General features: G+C 51.3%; 30 protein-coding genes. 13 read left to right on the top strand and 17 right to left on the bottom strand.

From position 1 onward, the window contains the following. Positions 1-76 precede the first annotated feature (76 nt). From FFI90_RS11825 to FFI90_RS20130, 4 genes are all read left to right on the top strand, one after another. Positions 77-628 carry a hypothetical protein gene (locus FFI90_RS11825; RefSeq protein WP_144778193.1) on the top strand — a complete coding sequence of 184 codons (552 nt, stop codon included), beginning with the start codon at positions 77-79 and terminating at the stop codon, positions 626-628. 36 nt (positions 629-664) lie between these two features. Then, entirely contained in the window at positions 665-1,279 is a 615-nt protein-coding gene (locus tag FFI90_RS11820) for a PEGA domain-containing protein (protein ID WP_144778192.1), read from the top strand. 126 nt (positions 1,280-1,405) lie between these two features. Beyond that, the gene (locus FFI90_RS20135; protein WP_186317967.1) at positions 1,406-1,552 is read left to right on the top strand and encodes a hypothetical protein; all 147 of its coding nucleotides are present in this window, start codon (positions 1,406-1,408) and stop codon (positions 1,550-1,552) included. Positions 1,553-1,557: 5 nt separating this feature from the next. Then, positions 1,558-1,821, top strand: coding sequence for a hypothetical protein (locus FFI90_RS20130; protein ID WP_186317966.1), 264 nt, complete (start codon positions 1,558-1,560; stop codon positions 1,819-1,821). 4 nt (positions 1,822-1,825) lie between these two features. Here the strand turns inward: FFI90_RS20130 and FFI90_RS11810 are convergent, their stop codons facing one another. Further along, positions 1,826-2,074 carry a hypothetical protein gene (locus FFI90_RS11810; RefSeq protein WP_144778191.1) on the bottom strand — a complete coding sequence of 83 codons (249 nt, stop codon included), beginning with the start codon at positions 2,072-2,074 and terminating at the stop codon, positions 1,826-1,828. Positions 2,075-2,182: 108 nt separating this feature from the next. On the opposite strand from FFI90_RS11810, the gene FFI90_RS11805 reads away from it, so the two are divergent. The 4 genes from FFI90_RS11805 to FFI90_RS11785 all read left to right on the top strand — a co-directional run bounded on the left by FFI90_RS11805 (position 2,183) and on the right by FFI90_RS11785 (position 4,679). Then, entirely contained in the window at positions 2,183-2,740 is a 558-nt protein-coding gene (locus FFI90_RS11805) for a hypothetical protein (protein ID WP_144778190.1), read from the top strand. Positions 2,741-2,866: 126 nt separating this feature from the next. Next, positions 2,867-3,253, top strand: a complete 387-nt coding sequence (locus tag FFI90_RS11800) for a nucleoside 2-deoxyribosyltransferase (RefSeq protein ID WP_246123504.1) — start codon at positions 2,867-2,869, stop codon at positions 3,251-3,253. A 296-nt stretch (positions 3,254-3,549) separates the two neighbouring features. Next, positions 3,550-4,281, top strand: a complete 732-nt coding sequence (locus FFI90_RS11790; RefSeq protein WP_186317965.1) for a substrate-binding periplasmic protein — start codon at positions 3,550-3,552, stop codon at positions 4,279-4,281. A gap of 74 nt (positions 4,282-4,355) precedes the next feature. After that, positions 4,356-4,679, top strand: coding sequence for a thioredoxin family protein (locus FFI90_RS11785; RefSeq protein ID WP_144778188.1), 324 nt, complete (start codon positions 4,356-4,358; stop codon positions 4,677-4,679). Positions 4,680-4,704: 25 nt separating this feature from the next. On the opposite strand, the gene FFI90_RS11780 is transcribed toward FFI90_RS11785, so the two are convergent. From FFI90_RS11780 to FFI90_RS11765, 4 genes are read right to left on the bottom strand one after another with little or no spacing between them, the layout of a single operon-like run. Next, entirely contained in the window at positions 4,705-4,938 is a 234-nt protein-coding gene (locus tag FFI90_RS11780) for a hypothetical protein (protein ID WP_144778187.1), read from the bottom strand. A 37-nt stretch (positions 4,939-4,975) separates the two neighbouring features. Further along, positions 4,976-5,398 (bottom strand): DUF4174 domain-containing protein, encoded by a 423-nt coding sequence (locus FFI90_RS11775; protein ID WP_246123501.1) that lies wholly within the window; start codon positions 5,396-5,398, stop codon positions 4,976-4,978. A 47-nt stretch (positions 5,399-5,445) separates the two neighbouring features. Beyond that, the gene (locus FFI90_RS11770; protein WP_222120511.1) at positions 5,446-5,757 is read right to left on the bottom strand and encodes a helix-turn-helix domain-containing protein; all 312 of its coding nucleotides are present in this window, start codon (positions 5,755-5,757) and stop codon (positions 5,446-5,448) included. A 22-nt stretch (positions 5,758-5,779) separates the two neighbouring features. Further along, positions 5,780-6,472: a transposase gene (locus FFI90_RS11765; protein ID WP_144778184.1), complete on the bottom strand. Its 693-nt coding sequence runs from the start codon at positions 6,470-6,472 to the stop codon at positions 5,780-5,782. Positions 6,473-6,740: 268 nt separating this feature from the next. On the opposite strand from FFI90_RS11765, the gene FFI90_RS11760 reads away from it, so the two are divergent. Together FFI90_RS11760 and FFI90_RS11755 are read left to right on the top strand one after the other, a co-directional pair. Continuing rightward, the gene (locus FFI90_RS11760; RefSeq protein WP_144778183.1) at positions 6,741-7,064 is read left to right on the top strand and encodes a type II toxin-antitoxin system RelE/ParE family toxin; all 324 of its coding nucleotides are present in this window, start codon (positions 6,741-6,743) and stop codon (positions 7,062-7,064) included. Continuing rightward, a complete protein-coding gene (locus tag FFI90_RS11755) occupies positions 7,061-7,351 on the top strand; it encodes a helix-turn-helix domain-containing protein (RefSeq protein ID WP_144778182.1) in 291 nt (96 codons plus the stop codon). Before FFI90_RS11760 ends, FFI90_RS11755 begins: the two co-directional genes overlap by 4 nt. A gap of 49 nt (positions 7,352-7,400) precedes the next feature. On the opposite strand, the gene FFI90_RS11750 is transcribed toward FFI90_RS11755, so the two are convergent. Continuing rightward, positions 7,401-7,565, bottom strand: coding sequence for a metallophosphoesterase family protein (locus FFI90_RS11750; protein ID WP_425463103.1), 165 nt, complete (start codon positions 7,563-7,565; stop codon positions 7,401-7,403). Positions 7,566-7,631: 66 nt separating this feature from the next. Here FFI90_RS11750 and FFI90_RS11745 point away from each other — a divergent pair, with 66 nt between their 5' ends. After that, entirely contained in the window at positions 7,632-7,919 is a 288-nt protein-coding gene (locus FFI90_RS11745) for a type II toxin-antitoxin system ParD family antitoxin (RefSeq protein WP_144778181.1), read from the top strand. 316 nt (positions 7,920-8,235) lie between these two features. Here FFI90_RS11745 and FFI90_RS11740 read toward each other — a convergent pair whose 3' ends face one another. Continuing rightward, the gene (locus FFI90_RS11740; protein WP_144778180.1) at positions 8,236-8,541 is read right to left on the bottom strand and encodes a hypothetical protein; all 306 of its coding nucleotides are present in this window, start codon (positions 8,539-8,541) and stop codon (positions 8,236-8,238) included. Between the two features lie 157 nt (positions 8,542-8,698). Further along, positions 8,699-9,859 carry a transcription termination factor Rho gene (gene rho, locus FFI90_RS11735; protein WP_246123499.1) on the bottom strand — a complete coding sequence of 387 codons (1,161 nt, stop codon included), beginning with the start codon at positions 9,857-9,859 and terminating at the stop codon, positions 8,699-8,701. Between the two features lie 12 nt (positions 9,860-9,871). Here rho and FFI90_RS11730 point away from each other — a divergent pair, with 12 nt between their 5' ends. Then, positions 9,872-10,303, top strand: coding sequence for a tautomerase family protein (locus tag FFI90_RS11730; RefSeq protein ID WP_144778179.1), 432 nt, complete (start codon positions 9,872-9,874; stop codon positions 10,301-10,303). Between the two features lie 78 nt (positions 10,304-10,381). Beyond that, positions 10,382-10,705, top strand: coding sequence for a thioredoxin family protein (locus tag FFI90_RS11725; RefSeq protein WP_144778178.1), 324 nt, complete (start codon positions 10,382-10,384; stop codon positions 10,703-10,705). Between the two features lie 83 nt (positions 10,706-10,788). Here FFI90_RS11725 and FFI90_RS11720 read toward each other — a convergent pair whose 3' ends face one another. The 9 genes from FFI90_RS11720 to FFI90_RS11685 form a co-directional block, all read right to left on the bottom strand. After that, positions 10,789-12,423, bottom strand: coding sequence for a trypsin-like peptidase domain-containing protein (locus FFI90_RS11720; protein WP_144778177.1), 1,635 nt, complete (start codon positions 12,421-12,423; stop codon positions 10,789-10,791). Positions 12,424-13,186: 763 nt separating this feature from the next. Then, complete coding sequence (locus FFI90_RS20125) at positions 13,187-13,348, bottom strand: hypothetical protein (RefSeq protein ID WP_186317964.1); 162 nt, start codon at positions 13,346-13,348, stop codon at positions 13,187-13,189. A 161-nt stretch (positions 13,349-13,509) separates the two neighbouring features. Then, positions 13,510-16,047, bottom strand: a complete 2,538-nt coding sequence (locus tag FFI90_RS11715) for a toll/interleukin-1 receptor domain-containing protein (RefSeq protein ID WP_144778176.1) — start codon at positions 16,045-16,047, stop codon at positions 13,510-13,512. Positions 16,048-16,216: 169 nt separating this feature from the next. Further along, entirely contained in the window at positions 16,217-16,795 is a 579-nt protein-coding gene (locus FFI90_RS11710; protein WP_144778175.1) for a HupE/UreJ family protein, read from the bottom strand. Positions 16,796-16,853: 58 nt separating this feature from the next. Next, positions 16,854-17,492 (bottom strand): urease accessory protein UreG, encoded by a 639-nt coding sequence (gene ureG, locus FFI90_RS11705; RefSeq protein ID WP_144778174.1) that lies wholly within the window; start codon positions 17,490-17,492, stop codon positions 16,854-16,856. A gap of 39 nt (positions 17,493-17,531) precedes the next feature. Continuing rightward, a complete protein-coding gene (locus tag FFI90_RS11700; RefSeq protein WP_144778173.1) occupies positions 17,532-18,233 on the bottom strand; it encodes an urease accessory protein UreF in 702 nt (233 codons plus the stop codon). Further along, positions 18,217-18,717, bottom strand: a complete 501-nt coding sequence (gene ureE / locus FFI90_RS11695) for an urease accessory protein UreE (RefSeq protein ID WP_144778172.1) — start codon at positions 18,715-18,717, stop codon at positions 18,217-18,219. Before ureE ends, FFI90_RS11700 begins: the two co-directional genes overlap by 17 nt. A 20-nt stretch (positions 18,718-18,737) precedes the next feature. Further along, positions 18,738-20,441 (bottom strand): urease subunit alpha, encoded by a 1,704-nt coding sequence (gene ureC / locus FFI90_RS11690; protein ID WP_144778171.1) that lies wholly within the window; start codon positions 20,439-20,441, stop codon positions 18,738-18,740. Then, entirely contained in the window at positions 20,438-20,755 is a 318-nt protein-coding gene (locus FFI90_RS11685) for an urease subunit beta (protein WP_144778170.1), read from the bottom strand. The genes ureC and FFI90_RS11685 overlap by 4 nt, the downstream gene beginning before the upstream one ends. Between the last annotated feature and the right edge of the window lie 6 nt (positions 20,756-20,761).

The raw sequence follows: 20,761 nt of genomic DNA, 5'->3' as shown, positions 1-20,761 counted from the left end.
CAGCTACCATGGTGCGCCGCTATGAACTCCGGCTCATCGGCAAGGAATATCCAAAATAATCAAGAAGGAATCTACCGTGCGAAACGCAAGGATTTTGGCAGTACTGGCTGCTCTGCTCTACCTCACCGGCTGCGCCTCCGGCGCCAAAATGGGCAACATGGTGTACGAGGGGCCAGTGAAGGCCTACGACACGGCCCTGGAAAACAATGTGACTGTCACCAACGTCTCCGGCGGCAAGGAAACAAACCCCGCATGGACCTCCGAGATCGACAACGATGCCTTTGCGGGCGCCCTGAAGCAAAGCCTGCAGAAACAGGGATTACTCTCTGGCTCCGGCCGGTATCAGCTCGAAGCTCTTCTGCTGGAAGTGGACCAACCCATGTTCGGGCTGGACTTCAAGGTAACCACCCACGTGAGGTACATCCTGACTGACAGCGATAACAACGGCACTGTGGTCCTCAACAAGACGGTTGTCGCCCCCTACACCGCCACCATTGGCGATGCCTTTGCCGCCATCAAGCGCCTGAGGCTGGCCAACGAGGGTTCCGGAAAAGCCAATATTCAGGGTCTGCTGAACAAGCTCAACGAACTACAAATCCAGTCCGGCGAGATCTCCTTCGCGCAATAACCTTTCTGGAATTAAGCACTATTAAATGGAAGAACCATGAAGTACTCGCTACTAGTCACACTGGCCGTCATCGCATTTCTCTCCTCCGGTTGCGCATCGGTCGTCTCCGGAACCGATCAGAAACTCACCTTCAATAGCGAGCCTGAAGAAGCCACCGTAACTGTTTCCGGCCGTGTGCTCGGTAAAACGCCACTTACCGTTCCGGTGGATCGGGGCTCCAACCAGCCCATTACCTTTGAGAAGGAAGGCTACAAGACCTACACCGCTCAGCTTTCCACCACAACCAACCCGTGGTTCTTCGGTAACATCGTGATTGGGGGGCTGTTTGGCTCCACAACCGATGGCGTTTCCGGTGCCATTCATGAGTTCTCCCCGGAACAGTACTTCGTCACCCTGAAGCCCGACACCCTGACGGGAATCTCGACCTCCAAGCCGCGACAGATCAAGGAAATCATCATCGCGTTCAGCGGCGAGTTTCGCCACCAGCTAGCAAGTGGCGGTGGTGAAAAGGTGGATACCATTGTGCAATTGCTGGGTATCGACGCCTCACAGGAAGACACCACCATCCGGGCACTAAACCAGCTTGCACTGGCGAACGAGAATGACCTTGAGCTGGCTAAAACGATTATTGAGGTTTACGACGTTCAGTAAAGGTCCATCCTGAAAACCGGTGCAAACCTTTTGGGGCAGACACAACCGAGCCACAAGAGATCTGTGCCGGTTTTCCGGTTACTCCCGCTACCCTGATCCTTTTTTTGGCGGCCCCCAGGTACGGATGTGCCCGACATCCAGGAACTTTGCCGGGAACACCTGGCACTAACGCTCCCGGATAAAAGCTTGATGCAGGTCTGTGACCGCTGTGTAAACCTTCTTTGCGGCCTGATAGAAGGGCCAGACGAAGAAGGCATCAAAGCGCTTCTGTAGGAAGCATGCAAGGGCACAGCGGGCCTGGAAGTCGCGGCATTGGTGAAACGAAACCTGCGGGACAACCAGGTAATGGGCCGGAGGTATTCACCCGCGCGTTACATCTCAGACTCCTGGGCGGCGATAACGTTCATCGGGGCATGGTGCTTGGAGCGCTATTGGAGCTTATCAGTGATAATGTGGCCACCCGCTGGTTTGATGAGTTAGTAAATTCTGAAGCGATCTACCGGGAGGCTGATGCGCTGTCTGGCTGCAACGGTTCAAAGTGAGCCATTACAGATTGGCTTCCCGCTCGATGAACATCCTGATGTACACCAGGTAACCCGAAAACAAAATAAGTGGCGCCGTATACCAAAGGCACGCCACATCTTTTTCCCTTTTTCTACAAGATTGCCCGGCAGCTCCCAGCGATTGTGCCACCAGATACTCACAAAACGCCTTCACATCAGGGTCCGCAAACTTCTTTTCAATGGACATCACTTTGGCTGCAACTCTATAAAAGAAAGCCACTATAGCTAGCATCAGCGCTGACTCCGGAAGAGAAGCGCGCCAGGCCTGTCCCGGCCATGGGCCTTATGCAATAATGATATAACAGAAAACCAAAAGATAATATTATTAGGAAATGCAAGCATGAAAAGGATGGTAATGTGCACCCTCGTTTCCGTATTGATGGCTGGCTGCGGAGGTGGGGGCAATGGAAGCAATCTGGAATCAGTCAACGAAGATACGGGATCGTCTGGGGAAGGCGAAGATAACGGTACCATAACACCAGGCGATCAGATCACAGCACTTGAGGGCACCTGGAAGAAGCAATGCGGAAACGTTGATGGGGAATCGCACTACGATATCGTAACCGTATCCTTTACCCAAGGCACATTTACCACAAGTATCGAGAACTATATCGATAGCGGTTGCACTACCCCGTTTCAGGAAGCCCCGAACCCTATCTCATCAGGTGTCTTCTCACTGGGTGAAGATGTATTGCTGAGTGAAGGCGTCACCGCTACCGAATTCAACACGCATGTTACTCAGTTCAATGGTGCCGACTTCGAAATTAATGAATACGATATCGTTTACATCAATAACAATGTTCTCTATGCAGGACTAGAATCAGGCAGTTCACCAGAGCTGCGACCAACCAGTCTCAACTATAACCGCCAATTCTATCGGCTGAACCAGGCTTATTGATCTCAACCGGGACAGATCTGTCCCGGTTATATACGACCAGCCTTAAGAGGCCCCTATGGCAAAGCCAAAACCATCCACCTCGCCGGCCCGGAAGTCTTCTTCTCAGCCAGCGAACACCAGTTCATCGTGGCCGAGAAAAAACGCCTCCTTCGGGAATACGGGTTTGAAGGCATAGACCCTCTGGATACCGAGCTGGCGTTTTCAGATGACCAGGCAAAACCTGATCGCGGGCATAGAACTTACAAGGCCAACAGTGAACTGTTGGACAGCTGCGATGCCATCATCGCCAACCTGACACCGTTTCGCGGCATCAGCGCCGACCCGGGTACCGTGTATGAGGTGGGCAACTCTTTGTGGCTGAGCAGCCAGGCGAACATCCGTTTTTCTCTGCAGAGCTTTTCCACTGCTGTGTTCAGGCGCTTACCTGTGCCCTCTCGATATCGGGTCAGGGAAACTAAATCTGTCCCGGTTTTTCCCAAGTCCAGGTCATACCCAAAGCGCGCCCGGCTTTGACAAGCGTTGTGATGGTTACACCAGTGTCCTTGTCATCAAGAAGGCGGTTAACCACCGTACGGCTGGTATGCATTTTTTGGGCAAGTTGAGACTCGCCAGAAAACCGGGACAGATCTATTTTTCTATTTCAGGGCTCCCCCCACCACGTCGGCTTGACGGAGCATCGCTGCCGGTGGCGTTCAACGGCATATCAGGAACGCGAGCGCCATTGCGCGCTCCTGCATCTCGGCTAAACTCTTTAATATTCGGTCTGGTTGCTACCGGCTGATCGTAAACACCTGATGGATGAAGTACGCATGCCTGCGCAACGTATCCGGCTCAGCCGAAGAAGGAACATCGGATTTGCGCTCGCCCTGTGGCTGTTTGTGCCCCTGTTTGCCTGCGCCCATGAGCTTGTTTTTTCATCCATTGAGAAGACGCCTATAACCTTCCTGGCTGAAAGCATGCTCAGCCAGGCCTACGGTGAACTTGGCTACGATATAAAAATGGTGTCCATGCCGTCCCGGCGATCGCTGAACATGGCCAACAGTGGGCGGGTTGACGGCGAGCTGTTCCGAATTGCCGGCATTGAAAAGGCCTTTCCAAACCTGGTTCCCGTGCCCTATCCACTGATGCGGGGACGGCTAATGGCGGTGACGCTGGGGGCTGGCATCACCGACTGGAATCCGCAGCAGTTATCGAACGCGGTGGTGGGCGTCCGCCGGGGCATTATTGTCGCGGAACGGGCCGCTCGTGGACTGAAGGCCATCGTGGTGAATGACTTTGATCAAATGCTGAATTTATTGAAACTCGGGCGGATTGATGTAGGGCTGGTAGCAGAGGTTCAGGGCGTCTCATCCATGAACGCAGAGCAGAGAGCACAGCTCGTTATGCTGGACAGGCCGGTTACCGAGTTCACCCTGTATCATTACCTGAATAACAAGCACCATGGCTTGGTCTTGCCTCTGGCACAGGTCTTCCGGCGGCTGACGGACAACGGTGAATTCGCCGCCATCGTGGAAGCAGCCCGGGATTCCCCGGGAACATAATTCTGTCGAGAAAACCGGGACAGAAAACCGGGACAGATTTATTTTCCAGACGGATAACCCAACAAGGAAACACCATGTCGTACACCAGCCGATATACACCCGAAACCCTGAGCCGTGATGAGCTGGACCAGAGCAAAGGCCTAATGGTGATCGAATTCGGCACCAACTGGTGCGGGATCTGCCAGGGTGCTCAGGCGGATATCAAGGCCGCAATGGACAATCACCCAGACATTCCGCATGTGAAGGCTGAGGATGGCAAAGGCCACAGATTGGGGCGGACGTTTGGCGTTAAGCTCTGGCCAACCCTGATTTTTTTGAAGGATGGTGAAGAAATAGCGCGGGTCGTCCGCCCAGAAGACAGCAGCGACATCGAAGATGCACTGCTGAAAATTCACTAAGGCCGGCGCCGTCAATTGCTGGCCTTTACTGCGTGGCCTGGTCAACCTTTTCCGCCTGCTTGGCCGCCTCATCCTCCATAAACTTCTTCATGTCCTCTTCAAACTTCGGCACATCGCCCGGGTTCGTCGGAACCTTTGGCGGCTTGCCGGTCCCCATTTCCGCGGCCTGTTCAGCGTGTGCTTCCTTACCCTTGTTCAGTTGCTGAGTCACCAACAGACCAACCACCAATACAGCGGCGAGCAAAAGGATCAGTTTCATAACGGTTTCTCATTCAGTGGTTACCGATCAGATTAGCTCAATCTGTGCGCATCTCACGAATGCGCATTGGCATCGAGTCCGTTCGGCGGAAAATAGCGTCAAGATCGAGACTGGGCTCGCGGCTTTTGATACCGCCGTCTTTTCCGATCAGCAGCACCCGCTCGTCAGAACGGACCTTTGCAAGCAGTTCGTTGACGTCGCGCTCAACACCACCGGACACCGTTGCCTGATTTGAAACCAGACCCGACCCGGTGTTCACGAACCAGATAATGTCACGGTCATTGAGTGCGGCACGGGCATCCGTGAGGGTTTCAACAGCGCCCTCCGTTTCAGGCGCTACCTGAACCAGGATCAGTCGGTTTTTCCATTGATAGTCGCCCAGATTGTTCATCTCCGCTCCGTAAGCCGTTAGCGAAATAAGCACGAGCAGCATTGCCAAAAACCGTCGGCCATTGTTCAAATCAGATCCTCCGCGAAGCATCAAAAAATAAATCCTCCCGGTTTTATTTAGGCCGCGCGAGGCGATCCAATATCCTCACCAGCCTGCAAAGTCCAGGTCATACCCAAAGCCCTCCCGGCTTTGACAAGCGTTGTGATGGTTACACCAGTGTCCGTCTCATCAAAAAGACGGTTAACCACTGTGCGGCTGGTGTGCATTTTCTGGGCAAGCTGAGACTTGTTCACGCCAGTCTGTCCCATTGCCTGCTGAATCTGCCACACGCTTACCCGCTTCAGCGCCTCAGCTTCTACTTGCTCAAGTGTGCCGTCAGCTTCAAGCAGATCATCGAGAGAGCTGCCAACGTGTTTGTTCCGGCACAACCGCGGCACAACCGGGACAGATCTATTTTTCCATTGCTGGTCTTCCCGGCTTGCGGGTTTCGATTCTGATACCGATACGGTTTTCAATTTCATCGACAAACTTGTTGCCGCCAGTCAGCTTGTTGCTATTGATCGCCGCGCCAATCAATTCATCTGCGGGAAAACCATTTTCCTCCTCAACAAACTGCCGGTAGGCCTCAAGCCTCATCTGGTGACAGCCTGCCAACGCCCGAAAAGTGCCTGGCTCATCGAGCCAATGGCATGCCGACAGCCCGATACGAGCAGAATAACTCGACCACTCATAAGACTCAGCTTTTTCCACCATGCCAGCTTTGACAGGGTTGAGTTCCACGTAACGACAACAAGCCAGCAGATAGGCGTCAGTATCAATCGGACTAATCTTGTAGCGTCCTTCCCAAAGCGACCCACTCCGTTTTTCCAGGGAATTCACGAAACGGGTCTGCCGACCAGCCAGACGCTTCATCAATTGAGGAATTGCGGTCACGTTGTCGTTGGCTTGAACGACCAGATGAACATGATTCGTCATCAGGCAGTAACTGAACACCTCGAGCTCATAAACCTGCTTCCATTCCTGGAGATTCGCCAGGTAGTACTCAAAATCACGGCGTTCGACGAACACCGGTTGGCGGTTATGACCACGTTGAACAATATGGTGGGGAAAACCGGGCACAATCACCCTGGCCTGTCTTGGCATCAGCTTCTCCTTGCTTTTGAAGCACAGAATCCGTTCTGTGCAGTGGAAGCCGATGTTAACCGAACCAGCGAGGCTGTTGGTAGTGACTCGAGTTGGCTTTCAGACACAGAAGTAGCTTGAAAATAAATCTGTCCCGGTTTTCCCGGTTTTCCTCATCATCGACTTTGAGATTTTCCATCCTCTGCATAAATAAATCCGTCGCGGTTTTTCAGGATATTTCCCATAGCTGGAGTTATCATATATGATAACTAAAAAATACGGAGCACCCATGGACTGGGACATTGAATTCTACAGAAAGGTAGACGAAGAATTGGCCGGGATGCCGCCCAAGATTCAGGCAAGAATGATCCGGCTAATGGAGTTGATGGAAAAGCACGGAGCGAACCTTGGGGAGCCACACACCAAGTCACTTGGTGATGAGTTGTTCGAGATCCGCGCAAAAGCCAAAGAAGGCATCGGGAGAGGTATTTTCTGCTATATGCAGGATAGGAAAATCATCATTCTCCATGTCTTTGTGAAGAAAGATCAAAAAATACCGAAGAAAGACTTAGAGCTAGCAAAAGAGCGTTTGAGGGAGGTCAAAAAGTTATGAGCTTCAAACAGTTTAAGCAGAAGGCACTTGAAAATCCTGAAGTGCGTAAAGAGTACGATGCCCTTCAGGAAGAATTTAGCCTGATCGACCAATTGATCACCATGAGAACGAAAGCGGGCCTTACCCAAGAGGATCTTGCAAAGAAACTGGGAACGAGCAAAAGCAACATCTCCAGACTTGAGCGTGGCCGAGGAAACCCTAGTTGGGGAACGCTCAGCAAGTACGCCGCAGCCTGCGGTTTTCGAGTGAAACTGGAAACCACAGAAAACGACCGAGCGTCCGCATAACCCCCCGGTTGATGCCCCTCAGTGTGTCCGTACTGGTTCTTAAAATTGATCAAACCGGCAGTTCGATAATTTCCCCAACCACACTGTCTTCTTTCACTTCCAGTCGCCCTACCGTAATTGGCAGCGTAAACCGTCGCGGCCCGGCGCCACCGGGATTGAAGTAAAGCACGTCGCCGGTCCACTCATTACGGGGTTTGTGGGAATGGCCGGCTATCGGTCATTTGCAGGCAACACCCCGTTGGCATAATATGCCAATAAGGTCATTTATAGGGTACTTGCCATGGCTACGAGAAACATCGTACTCACCGACCACCAGTCCGAAGTGGTTGACCGTCTGGTTGCTTCAGGCCGTTATCAAAATGCCAGCGAAGTTCTAAGATCAGGTCTCAGGATGGTAGAGGAAGCAGAATCCGCCTACCTCACGAAAATGAATAAGCTAAGGGATGCCATCGATCAGGGGCAGCAAGACGTTGATTCGGGAAAGATCCGCCAATTCACCAGCGATGCGTTTGCGAATTACCTTTCAGACAGGGCTACGCAGATAGCCACAAAAGCCAAGGACGTCTGAACTCGATGCAACCATGGATGGTTACTCTCTCAGATTCAGCTCTCGCAGATATAGATGACATTCTTGAAGCGACTCTGTTGGTGTTCGGCAGTATTCAACTCCAACGCTATTCCGCCCAGTTTCAATTAGCGATTAGAGAACTTGAAGCCGGTGGCCCAGATGCTGCCCTGCTCAAAGATCGGTCAGAGAGGTCATTATTCTCAGGGTGCTGCGCGAGAGAATGGACCCGGCAATCCACCTCTGATGTCGAGGAAAAATAAATCTGCCCCGATTTTCTGATTACTCCTGCGGATAGACCTGTCCCGGTTTCTGAGCGTCAGTATTCATTGAGAATGGAAATACCCTCGATCTCAGTCACTGTTTTGGCATCCGCCCGCTCAATGATTTTCAGAAGGGTGGATTGAATCGCTTCATCCTCCCGGGCGTCACCGCCACTTACAAACGTTTGCTTCTGGGGATCCGCACCCTCTTCCTCGGTAAATGAAATAACAACCGTGGCGGCTGTTTCCGGCGCTTTACCAGAGTCGTCTTTACCAAAATACTCAAGCGAAACTAACGGATAGCCGTGAAAGCCTTTCTTAACCTGCTTGGCAATACGCTTCTTTGCTTTGTCCAAATGCATAATAGGGCCTGTCGCTGCGATTGTTATCTGGGTGCCATATGAACGCCCAGTAGATACCATTCGCCAATTCTATGCCGTTGAATCCATCAAAAAATAGATCTGTCCCGGTTTTTCCGCATAACGACCTAACGAATGAGGTCATCACTCACACGCATCATCATCCTGGCCCGGGGATGTTTTTCAGAAGCTCGGCATTTGTGGGGTACTTCTCAAGCAGCTCAACCAACTTTTTTGTGCCCTCTAGCGGTTTAAGACCGCCAAGCGCCCGGCGCAATGCTCTTATTTTGTCTAAATCTTTTGGATCCAACAGCAGCTCTTCACGGCGTGTACTGCTTTTCGAAATATCCAGCGCGGGAAAGATTCGCTGATTTGCCACATCTCTCGATAAAACCAGCTCCATGTTCCCCGTGCCCTTAAATTCCTCAAAGATAACCTGGTCCATACGGCTGCCGGTATCCACCAAAACGGTTGCCAAAATGGTCAGCGAGCCGCCATTCTCAATGTTTCGTGCAGCGCCAAACAACCTCCGCGGAATCTCCATCGCTCGAGCATCCACCCCGCCAGACATAGTACGACCGCTGCTCTTTCGCTCCGCATTATGCACACGCGAAAGCCTCGTGAGAGAATCAATCACAATCATGACGTTCTCACCCTCGCCCGCTTGTTGGCGGGCGATATCAAGAAGCTCATCGGCAACGCGAACGTGATGAGCATAGCTTTCATCCGAAGAAGAAGCGTGTACCTCAGCCGGGACGCTACGCTTGAAATCGGTGACCTCTTCGGGTCGCTCATCTATCAATAACGCGTAAAGTTTAATCTCGGGATACGCCTTTCCCACCGCCTGGCAAATATGTTTTAAAACCGTCGATTTTCCAGACCCCGGCGGGGCAACTATCAAACCTCGCTGCCCCATTCCAATCGGCGTGATCAAATCCATCGCGCGCACCGTGAGTTTTTCTGAACCTGACTCCAAGCGAATCCCCGGCGTTGGATTGATGGCCACAGCATTTAAAAAACGTTTTTGTGGATCGGCCTCACCTTCCACCTCAACCATAGCTTCGGCTTCCTCAGCCACTGGTTTAGCGTCTTTATTTCGTTTTCGGGTTAAACCTAATGTCTTTCTCGTCATGATTGTTTGATAGCTCTTGTTTGATAGATATTTTTCGAAATGGGCTGATAACGTCAAAAAAACAGTGTGCACAAAATAAGTCTGTCCCGGTTTTTCATGCGCGTGCCCATGATCACAAGCGTTGCTATAGTGAAACAAGCCACCCCACTTTCCATCTTGGCCAGACCCATGCATACATGCAACGCTCATTAGGACTTCCCAATGCCCACTTACACTGTAACGGTCGCGAATCTTTCCCTGTCGCTGCAGCAGAAATCACAGATAGCGGAGGCCATCACAACGGCCCATCACACGCAAACCGGCGCGCCCCGTTTCTTCGCCCAGGTTCTGTTTTTTGCGACCAACGAGGGCGAGCACTTTGTCGGTGGCCGCGAAAACTCGGCGCCCCAGGTGTATGTGCACGGCCTGGTACGCGAGGGCCGCAATACCGAGGTCAAGCAGGCCCTGATGAGCCAGATGCTTGAAAAGGTAGTGCAAATCACGGGCATAACGGCTGAGGACGTCTGGATTTATCTGCAGGACATTCCAGCCACTCAGATGATCGAGTTTGGCCGGTTTCTGCCAGCGCCGGGCGACGAAGCCGAGTGGGAAAAGGAAATGACACCAGAGAAGCGTTCCGGGTTGCCCGATTAAAGGAGCACTAACACTCGACGACCTCAGAAAACCGGGACAGATTTATTTTCCAGACGGATAATCCAACAAGGAGACACCATGTCGTACACCAGCCGATATACACCCGAAACCCTGAGCCGTGATGAGCTGGACCAGAGCACGGGCCCAATGGTGATCGAATTCGGCACCAACTGGTGCGGGATCTGCCAGGGTGCTCAGGCGGACATCAAGGCGGCAATGGACAATCACCCAGACATTCCGCATGTGAAGGCTGAGGATGGCAAAGGCCGCAGATTGGGGCGGACGTTTGGCGTTAAGCTCTGGCCGACCCTGATTTTTTTGAAGGATGGTGAAGAAATAGCGCGGGTCGTCCGCCCAGAAGACAGCACCGACATCGAAGATGCACTGCTAAAAATTCGCTAAGGCCGGCGCCGGCAATTGCTGGCCTGCTAGGAACAATGCGGAAACTGGAAAATAAATCTGTCCCGGTTTTCTGTCCCGGTTTTCTAAGGAAAATGTACTGCCGAGACAAACGCATTTGTACCCTCAAGCTGTACATCCTCTCCATCTTTAGTGACTGAAACTCCCATCGCCGCCATACCGACCACTTGCATATAGACGTTTAACACAGGGCTACCACTACTACCCCCTTGGATAGGTGTATCGACTTCGATGTAACGATGGCTTGAAATATTTAGAGTGTTAATGACTGTACAGGGTGTTATGGCAACAGATTGATGCCCGGGTTGAAGTTGTGGAAACCCCGCGATGGAAACCTTGTACCCCGTATTCGTCTTAAGATTAGGCGCAACTTTCAACACAGGAAAGGAGCCGTCAACATTGATCAATTTTAACTCTGCAATATCAGAATTATTATTAATGTTAACGACCTCAGCGCTATATTTTTTACCAGGCTCATTAACCAAATAGAGTTTGCATTGAACCGGATTTCCAGCTTTGGCAAAGGTATGAGCACTGGTTAAGATTCGTTGGCCTCCGATCATGAATGCAGTACCCTGGACAAGCTCCTGATCCATATCAAGACCTGGGACACCCCCAAAGTCAACGACCCACACACACCTTTGCAAGCGAGCCCTATTTTTATAACTATAGAAATGGAGCTTTTGTTCTAACTCATCTTTTATTTCAGCAGGGCCAATAGGAGATTGGATATCCAGACCCAAATCGTTAAATTTTTGTGAAAGCGTTTGATAAACAGAGCCACCCCTTCCTTTCACCATACCGATGAAGGCTATACGACCATGAACTACATTTTCCAGCCTGCGCTCAGGGTCGCCTCCAACCTTTTCAAAAAACTTCATATTTGCGGACTCAACACCCTGTGACAACGAAAAAAGCATTGCCCTGGTTGTCCTAATATAACGCCTGTCGACATTGACGACTGAATTAACTTTCAATCCAGTAACTACTTGTCGCTGATCATAATACTGAACTCTCGTCTTTCTTATATTAATTAAAAAACCGGCGTTTTCAATAATATCGACCAGCTCAACACTTGGCTTAACAACTCCCTCATCAACGTGAAAAATAATACCATCTGTCTTCTTTTGGAAAGAAAAAGTAATATCATCCGCGTATCTCGAGTAACGTGCTTTATATTTTTTTGCTAACCTGGACAGTTTATGGTCTAAGCTTCGAGCAACCATATTCGATATTAGGGGCGAAGTTGGCGCACCTTGAGGTAGCCTTCCGTTTAAGCAACAAATGTGAGCGATTAGCTTTGCAGTGTCGTCTCTTAAATTATAAGGAGGAGCGACTAAAAGTCCTTTAACTCGTCCAAAGTGAATATAATCAAAAAAAGAATCTAAATCTAGATTGAAAACGCATTCTCTTTTTATATGCCTTTTAGCATTATCAACGATACCTCTTCCAGCAACAAAAGCTGTTGCAGCCGAATGGGGTCTATAAAGCTTTTCCAAATGATTTTTTAGCCGTTTTTGAATAATCTTTAATTTTGGATTTGGAGCCCGAATCTGGCGGCTACTACCATTCTTCTTTTCGATAGTGAACTTTGTATAGGAATATTCTAGGGGAAAGGAATACAGTGTATAATTAAGCTTAGAATGAGTTGTTCCAAGTAAGCTAGCCAAATCCGAAGGTGATGTGGTTGGTTGAATCATAAAAGCCCGGCTCAAGTTTCACATTACGCTTTACTCAAATTTGCCTGCAAAGCTGCTGCTAGCAACGTGCTGAGAGGCGATTTGTGGTAACGTCGTTGTCATTAAGCAGCATTTAAAACCGCCAAGATTAATCACGAGCCGGGTTGCCAGAGGATAGCAATAGTATGCAATGCCTTCAACCATAGTTTCACAGCCAAATACCGTAGCACATGAAATTTCTTAATCCTTCGACATGAGCTGCCCCTCAACTGCGTTTAAGCGCCGCATTTAGCGAGCCGACAAAACGAGCAAAGCGAAGTAGGTTACATTAAGGTCTTTGCCGCCAGTTCGCTTGTTGCTGCTGATCGCAGCCCGAATCAATTGATCTGTAGGCGAACCAGTTTCCTGCCTAACAAACTGTCGACAAGCCTCAACCCGCGGTTGGTGACTGCCTGCCATTGCCCGAAAGGTCTCTGGTTAATCCAGCCAATGGCATGCCGACAACCCTACACGAGCAGAATAACTCGACCACTCATAAGACTCAGGTTCGTTCACCATGTAAGCTTTGACAGGATTGAGTTCCACGCACCGACAACAGGCCATGAGATAGATGTCAAGATCAATCTGGCTAATCTCGCAGCGTCATTCCCCCGCGACCCGTTGCGTTTCTCGAGGGCATTCACGAAACGGGTCTTCCGATCTGCCAGGCGCTTCATCAATTAGGAATTGCGGTCACGTTGTCGTTTGTATGAACAACCAGATGAACATGGTTCGTCATCATGCGCTAACTGAACACCTCCAGCTCATATACCTGCTTCCAATCCTGGAGGTTCGCCAAGTAGTACTCAAAATCACGGTGTTCAACGAACACCGATTGGCGGTTATGACCGCGTTGAACAATGTGATGGGGAAAACTGGGCACGATCACCCTGGTTTGTCGTGGCACCAGTTTCTCCTTGCTTTTGAAGCATAGAATCCGTTCTGAGCTTTGAAGGCTGATGTTAGCCGAACCAGAGAGGCTGTTGGTAGTGACTCGATTCGGCTTTCAGGCACTGGATAAGCTGGAAAAATAAATCTGTCCCGGTGTTCGGTATGGACCTGCAGTTTTCAACCCTTGCCAAGCTTATGTTGGTCTAAGAATCGTTGCCCCTGTATAGAAATTCCTAATTTGGAGGAAAGCTTTTGTTTCTCCTTATAATCCACTGGAAACATATAGATATGCTGAACAACCATCTCTTTAAGAATTCGCACTCCAACTGGATTATCGTGCAAATACGACAAACTCTTAGCAAGAGATTTTACATCTAAAGCCTTATTAAATTGGAGTTCAATTGATTGTCTTATAAGCGTAAACGCTGGAGTCTGCTTTTCTTTTTCAAGAAGGAAATAAATCTCAAGCGCTTCTTTTGATCCAATAGATCCGGCCACCTTTCGAACGACTGAATTTATTACACCGTACGTCAAATGCAAATATGCATTTTCCGCCTGCTTTTCAATTTCACGATCCGAAATACCAGGAGATTCTGAAAGATGGACGGAAATCATTTTAACAATTTCTTTTTTTGCAGAATCGGAAATTTCTATAAAGTACTTCAAAAACCGAAGTCCAGTGCTTACGCCACAATCTGCCAATTCAAACAATGATGATCTAGTTAGTGTGGCGTGACGATTTCTAATAATCTGACCTGCTATCTCGATACCTTTAAATGCCTTATTAATATTTGCAAGTAAGTCATGAGGTTCGCCTTGCTCCACCTCCTCAATACGTTCCAACTTATCAAGATTTTCATTATGCTCATCTCGCTCTTTTTGAATCTCTCGTTGCTCTATGACAAGTTCAGGGATCTTTCTCATGAAATCGTTCATAAAGGCCAACTGTCCGCGTTCAAGTGACGTAGGCACATGAGTATCGAAAAGTTCACGCAACGTGGTTTTTATTTCATCAAGAACCCACGAATCCTTAGTATGGTGAGAGATAAATATCAAGATATTTGCGTAATCTTCTCTATGGAGGTTCTTTAATAAGCTTTCAACCGAACGCTTAACCTCACTAATTTCGGAGTACGACTCTGCAATCTTCTTCCCAACAAAGAAATAATAAAGGTAGGGATATTTAAAAGATAAAACCTGATCACGATCAGTTAAAATAGAGTTTGACCTTAATTTTGAAAAAGCATCATCAAAATCTACTGACAAAAACCTTTTAGAATAAGCATCAACGAAATACTCCACCTTTGCTTCGTCTAACCCGCCATCTTTCTGAAACACTTCCCACGCAAACTCGGTTAATATATTTATATACTTATCAAACTCATTCTTCTTGATACCTGCCTTATCAAAGGCTTGGTATATTAACTGCTGATAGCAATGTCCATAGGATGTCAGATCAAGATTTAGCTGACTATTCGCTTCAAACATCTGAAGAAGCATCAATATATATATTGGCCTTGGAGGAACAATATTTTTTTTAATCACCGTATCTAATCTAGCTTTGAGCTCATCACACTCTGAATACAAAGAGAAATCATCTATACTTTCTTCTTGACCAAGCGCTATCCATTTCCTTACAAGCTCCTCTCGCTTTTTGTTCCCTAATGATAGAACCTCACCATGAACATAGTCATGAAGACCCTTTATTTCACCCTGTACATAGCTAAACGAACTGTGACAGGTCATAACTATAAACCCAAACACAGAATTCAACTCTTCTATAAACTTGCCTGCATATTTGCTATTCAAACCAATTTCATCAATATTATCAATTAAAATAACGGCCTTACCAGAAGCAACTAAATCGCGATACGAATAACTTTCGTACTGCCAACCTAAAGACTTACTAATTACCCCAAACAAATCAGCTTTCTTTATCTCAAGAGCGTTCAAATATACAGGAATAAAATCATCTTCAGAGAACTTTGAGCACAATCGCTTTAAAATCGAGGTCTTACCTTGCTGCTCCTCACCAGACAATAGGTAGAATCCGGAATTTTTAACAACCGACTCAATACCTTTTATAGATACGATTTCTGAATCAGATGACTCATCAAGCTCTATATCCGGCATGACAAAAATGTCTGCCAGAGAAACCTTATCGACCTTTCTGTGAGTAAGCGCTATCTCTGTATCATCTAACCATGCTTTAAATGGAACGCTTGCTCTTACACCACCAGTTATTTCAGGCACATCTTGCTCTATGAATTTCGGCTCGAAATTCTCGATATGGCTTTTTAAACCATTTACAACGTCTAACCAAGCGCTGTCAGAATCGCTCCAGGTTGTTATTGGCTTTGCGTCTTTCGGTACTGCTTGGTACCGTGAAAATTCACAATCGTTCCAGTCACATGGCCTTACGAGAATGGCGATTATTTCGGCGACCCCCTCATCTTTCCTTTCCATGGCTCGCTTAAGCTCTACATCAAAACAATAATCTGATGCCAGAAAGCTCGGACTGATCAGCAACACGACAATATCAGCTTCCTCTAGATTACGATCAATCTCACCCTTCCATTCAGAACCTGGAACAATTCGCCTATCATGCCAGACGTCCACAACACCTCGTCTTTTTAAGACTGAAAGGTGATCTTCGAAATCCTCACGGTGGCTTTCATCTTTATGCGAATAACTAATAAATAGTTTTTTGCCCATCAATAACAACCTTTCCCTGTAAATGCTTTCCGTGCGGCTCTGACGCGCCTGGAGTTCGTCGTTTAGAATAGATCATCTTACTCGTCACTGCCTGTTTTTCGATGCAAAAAAGCTGTACGGTCATCCCGCACAGCTTTTTGTTTTAACTCTGTTTTCTAAGCCAAAGCCATTACGCAGCAGCCAGAAAAGCTCCAGTTGCAGCAACCACACCACCCAGCACCCGGCCAAATCGGTTATCAGCCTTCTGCATCAAAGCACCAAGCCCCCGACCGACAAACGTAAGCGCCAGTGTGGCAATGGAGAAGCCCGCCAGATAAGCCACCAACGCAGCGACAGCCGGCATTTCCGTACCGTGAGCAAAGCCGTGAAACACCATAAAGGCCGCAACCAGTGTGCCGCCTACAGCGGTCGGCAGTTTCGCCATGGTGGCAATCAGAATGCCCGCCAGCAGCACGGAGAGGGCAATGCCGGTTTCCACGCCCGGCAGGCTAAGGCCACTCCAGGCAATGCCGGCACCAAGGATCATACCGCCGATCACGAACAGGGGTGTGCTGTTTTTCAAGGTGGCGGATTGGCGCACGCTCCAGAAGCCGATGGCGGCCATGGCCAGCAGGTGGTCCAGGCCCAGCATGGGGTGTAACAGGCCGCTGGCGAAGCCGGTGCCTGCGTCGTGGCCGGCGTGGGCGGAGGCGGCAGTGGCGGTAACCATCAGGCCGGTGGCTATTAGTAATTGGGCAAATGCTTTCATGATGTTTCCCTATGTCTGGTTCGGGTCTTAATAATTCTGAGTCGTTATCAGTTTTCGCTTAGGCTGTCGCAGCCAGCTTTTCAGGACGTCGCTCCGGCAGCATTCCGCGCTCCAGAATAAAGCTGATAATGGTCTCCAGCCCTACCCCGTCATAAAGGTTGGCAAACACAAACGGCCGCTCGCCGCGCATCTTTTTAGAGTCCCGCGCCATCACGTCCAGCGAGGCATGCACGTATTCGGCGATGTCGATTTTGTTGATGATCAGCAGGTCGGATTTGGTGATGCCGGGGCCGCCTTTGCGGGGGATTTTGTCGCCGGCGGATACGTCGATCACGTACAGGGTGAGGTCACTCAGTTCCGGGCTGAAGGTGGCGGAGAGGTTGTCACCGCCGGATTCGACCATCACCAGTTCCAGGTTCGGGTGTCGGCTTTGCAGGTCGTCGATGGCCGCCAGGTTCATGGAGGCATCTTCGCGGATGGCGGTGTGCGGGCAGCCGCCGGTTTCCACACCGAGAATACGGTCGGCCGGCAGGGCGTCGTGCTTCAGCAGGAAGTCGGCGTCTTCTCTTGTGTAGATGTCGTTGGTGACCACGGCGATGTCGTAGTGGTCTTTCAGGGCTTTGCACAGCTGGCGCAACAGGGCGGTCTTGCCGGAGCCGACGGGGCCACCTACTCCAACTCTCAAACAATGTTTCATGGCGTGTTCTCCCTTTCTCTTGTAATCAGTGTTTGTTCTTCAGCTTCTGAAAAGCCGTGAATACTGGGTTTCGTGTAAGGCGCTGCCGAGGGCCAGGCCGGGCAGTATCGGGCCAAGCTCTTCGTCGTCCCGCTGCAGGGCGGCTTCCACAGCCGTTACCAACAGCGGGCGCATGTGTTCGGTGATGCGTTGCGCCGCGGTGTGGCCAAGGGGCAGCGCTTTGCAGGCAACTGCCAGCTGGTTTTCCAGCCAGGCCCAGGCGAAGCCGAGTAAGGTCTGGCGCTCGGGTACATTCCGGTGATGGGCGACCCAGGCGAACATGGTGATATAACCGGGTTCGTGCGGGATCAGGCTCACATCCGGCAGCAGGCCCAGGTTGCGCAGCAGGGTGACCAGTGCCGCGCCAAGGCGGGTGTCTTCGTCGTTCAGTTCGGCGGTTTCCCGGGTGGCGTGCAGCCAGTCGTTCCACTGTGCAATGGCTTCCGCATCCTGAGCAGCCCAGGCCGTTTGCAAGCGCATCAGCAAAGGCAACTCGCAGCGGCTCAGGCCATCTTCAAGCACGCCTTCCAGCCATTCCTGCAAGTCTGCTTCGTTTTCTACCCAGCCAAGCTCAAAGGCGCTCTCCAACCCCTGCGACCAGGCAAAGGCGCCGATGGGCAGCGCGGGGCTGACCAGTTGCATCAGGCCCAGCAATGCCAGGTCGCCCGATGGGGCGGCCGGGCTGCTAATGGGAGTGAGCATGGTGATGGCCGTGCCCGTGGCTGTGGCCGCTGTCGGCTTGTCCTGTCTGCGCATAGGCGCCCGGTTCGGGATCAAAGGTTGCCGTGTGGCGAACCAGTTCTGCGCCCAGGTGTTCGGCCAGTTCTTCCAGAACATGGTCGGGTGGAAAGCGAATCCAGCTGCCCTGTTTATCTTCACCGATGGCGAGGGATACGTGGCGGTTGCCAAGGTGATAGCACAGGCGGGCCAGCGGCAGGCCGGCTTCTATGCGGGCGGTTACCACGGGCTCTTCCGCTGCGCGGACCCGGATGATCTCGCCGGTTCTGGCTTGCAGCAGGTCGCCGTCTCGCAATACCGGGCCGCGATCCAGAAACAGGCCAACGTCCTGGCTGGTTTCGGTGGTGGTTCGCAACCGGCCCCGCATGCGCAGTTCGTAGGGCAGAGTCAGGTTGTCGTGGATTTCGGAAGTTTCCACATTGGTGATGCGTTTAATCAGTTCGAGCATAAGGTTCTCCGGCATCCGGCTCAGAATAGGTGGTAGCGCTGGGCCAGCGGCAGTTCCGAGGCCGGCTCGCAGGTAAGCAGTTCGCCGTCTGCATGCACTTCGTAGGTTTGCGGGTCTACGGTGATGTGTGGGCAGGCGTCGTTCAGTTTCATGTCGCTTTTGCGGACTTGCCGCACGTTGGTGCAGGCGGAGAGCGTGCTGTCCAGGCCCAGTTCTTTGCCAATGCCGGCTTCCAGCGCGGCCTTGCTGACAAAGGTCAGGCGGGTGGCACTGGCGGCTTTACCAAAGGCACCGAACATGGTGCGGTAGTGCACAGGCTGCGGCGTGGGAATCGAGGCATTGGGATCGCCCATGGGCGCGGCGGCAATCATGCCGCCCTTGATGATGCAGGCGGGTTTTACGCCGAAAAATGCCGGGTTCCACAACACCAGATCCGCCAGCTTGCCTACTTCCACCGAGCCCACATCGTGCGCGATGCCGTGGGTAATGGCAGAGTTGATGGTGTACTTGGCGATGTAGCGTTTGGCGCGGAAGTTGTCGGCGCCCAGGCTTTCATCTTGCGGCAGCAGGCCGCGCTGTACTTTCATCTTGTGCGCGGTTTGCCAGGTGCGACAGATCACCTCCCCTACCCGGCCCATAGCCTGTGAGTCAGAGGAGATCATGGAGATCACACCCATGTCGTGAAGGATGTCTTCTGCCGCTATGGTTTCCCGGCGTATGCGGGAGTCGGCGAAGGCAACGTCTTCCGGAATGTTGGGGTCCAGGTGGTGGCACACCATCAACATGTCCAGGTGCTCGTCGATGGTGTTTACGGTGTAGGGCCGCGTGGGGTTGGTGGAAGATGGCAGCACGTAGTCTTTGGAGCAGGCGGTGATGATATCCGGCGCGTGGCCACCTCCGGCACCTTCGGTGTGAAAGGTGTGAATGCAGCGGCCTTTGAACGCGGCCAGGGTATCTTCCACAAAGCCGGATTCGTTCAGGGTATCGGTATGGATGGCTACCTGTACGTCGTACTGTTCCGCCACTGCAAGGCAGTTGTCGATGCTGGCCGGGGTGGTGCCCCAGTCTTCGTGGAGTTTGAGGCCGATGGCACCTGCTTTTATCTGCAGCTCCAGTGCTTCCGGCAAGCTGGCGTTGCCTTTGCCCAGAAAACCGATGTTCATGGGCAGGCTGTCCACAGCCTGGAGCATTTTACCCATGTGCCAGGCACCGGGTGTGCAGGTGGTTGCGTTGGTGCCGGTTGCAGGGCCAGTGCCGCCGCCAAGCATGGTGGTAATGCCACTCATAAGGGCTTCTTCCACCTGCTGCGGGCAGATGAAGTGGATGTGGGGGTCAACACCGCCGGCGGTGAGGATTTTGCCCTCGCCTGCAATGATTTCGGTGCCCGGGCCTATAACGATATCCACCCCTGGCTGGGTGTCCGGGTTGCCGGCTTTGCCAATGGCGGCGATGCGGCCTTTCTGCAGGCCGACGTCGGCTTTCACAATGCCCCACCAATCCAGAATCAGCGCGTTGGTGATCACTGTGTCCATCACCGCATCGTCGCAACGCTGGCTCTGGCCCATGCCATCGCGGATAACCTTGCCGCCGCCGAATTTCACTTCGTCGCCGTAATGGGTGGCGTCTTTTTCTACTTCAATCCACAGCTCGGTGTCGCCCAGCCTTACACGGTCGCCGACGGTGGGGCCGTACATGTCAGCATAGGCCTGCCTTGAGATCTTCATTTCTGCGCCTCCAGCTTGCCCATTACATCGCCCCGAAAACCGTAAATCTCACGTCCGCCCGCAAAGGGAATCAGCGTGACCTGCCGCGACTGGCCCGGCTCGAAACGGATGGCCGTACCCGCCGCCACGTCCAGGCGGTAGCCTTTTGCCTGGGCACGATCAAACGTCAGGGCCGGATTTGCTTCGGCGAAGTGGTAGTGCGAGCCGATCTGAACCGGGCGATCACCGGTGTTGGCAACGTCCAGCGTGATGCGCGGGCGACCAGCGCAGAGTTCAATGTCGCCGTCTTTGAGTTGGTACTCTCCGGGAATCATGGGGCG

It is taken from the genome of Marinobacter maritimus (assembly GCF_007671675.1).
In the GTDB taxonomy this organism is placed as follows: domain Bacteria; phylum Pseudomonadota; class Gammaproteobacteria; order Pseudomonadales; family Oleiphilaceae; genus Marinobacter; species Marinobacter maritimus.
The sequence above is the reverse complement of the archived record's forward strand: the minus strand, read 5'-3'. Positions and strand labels throughout refer to the sequence as shown.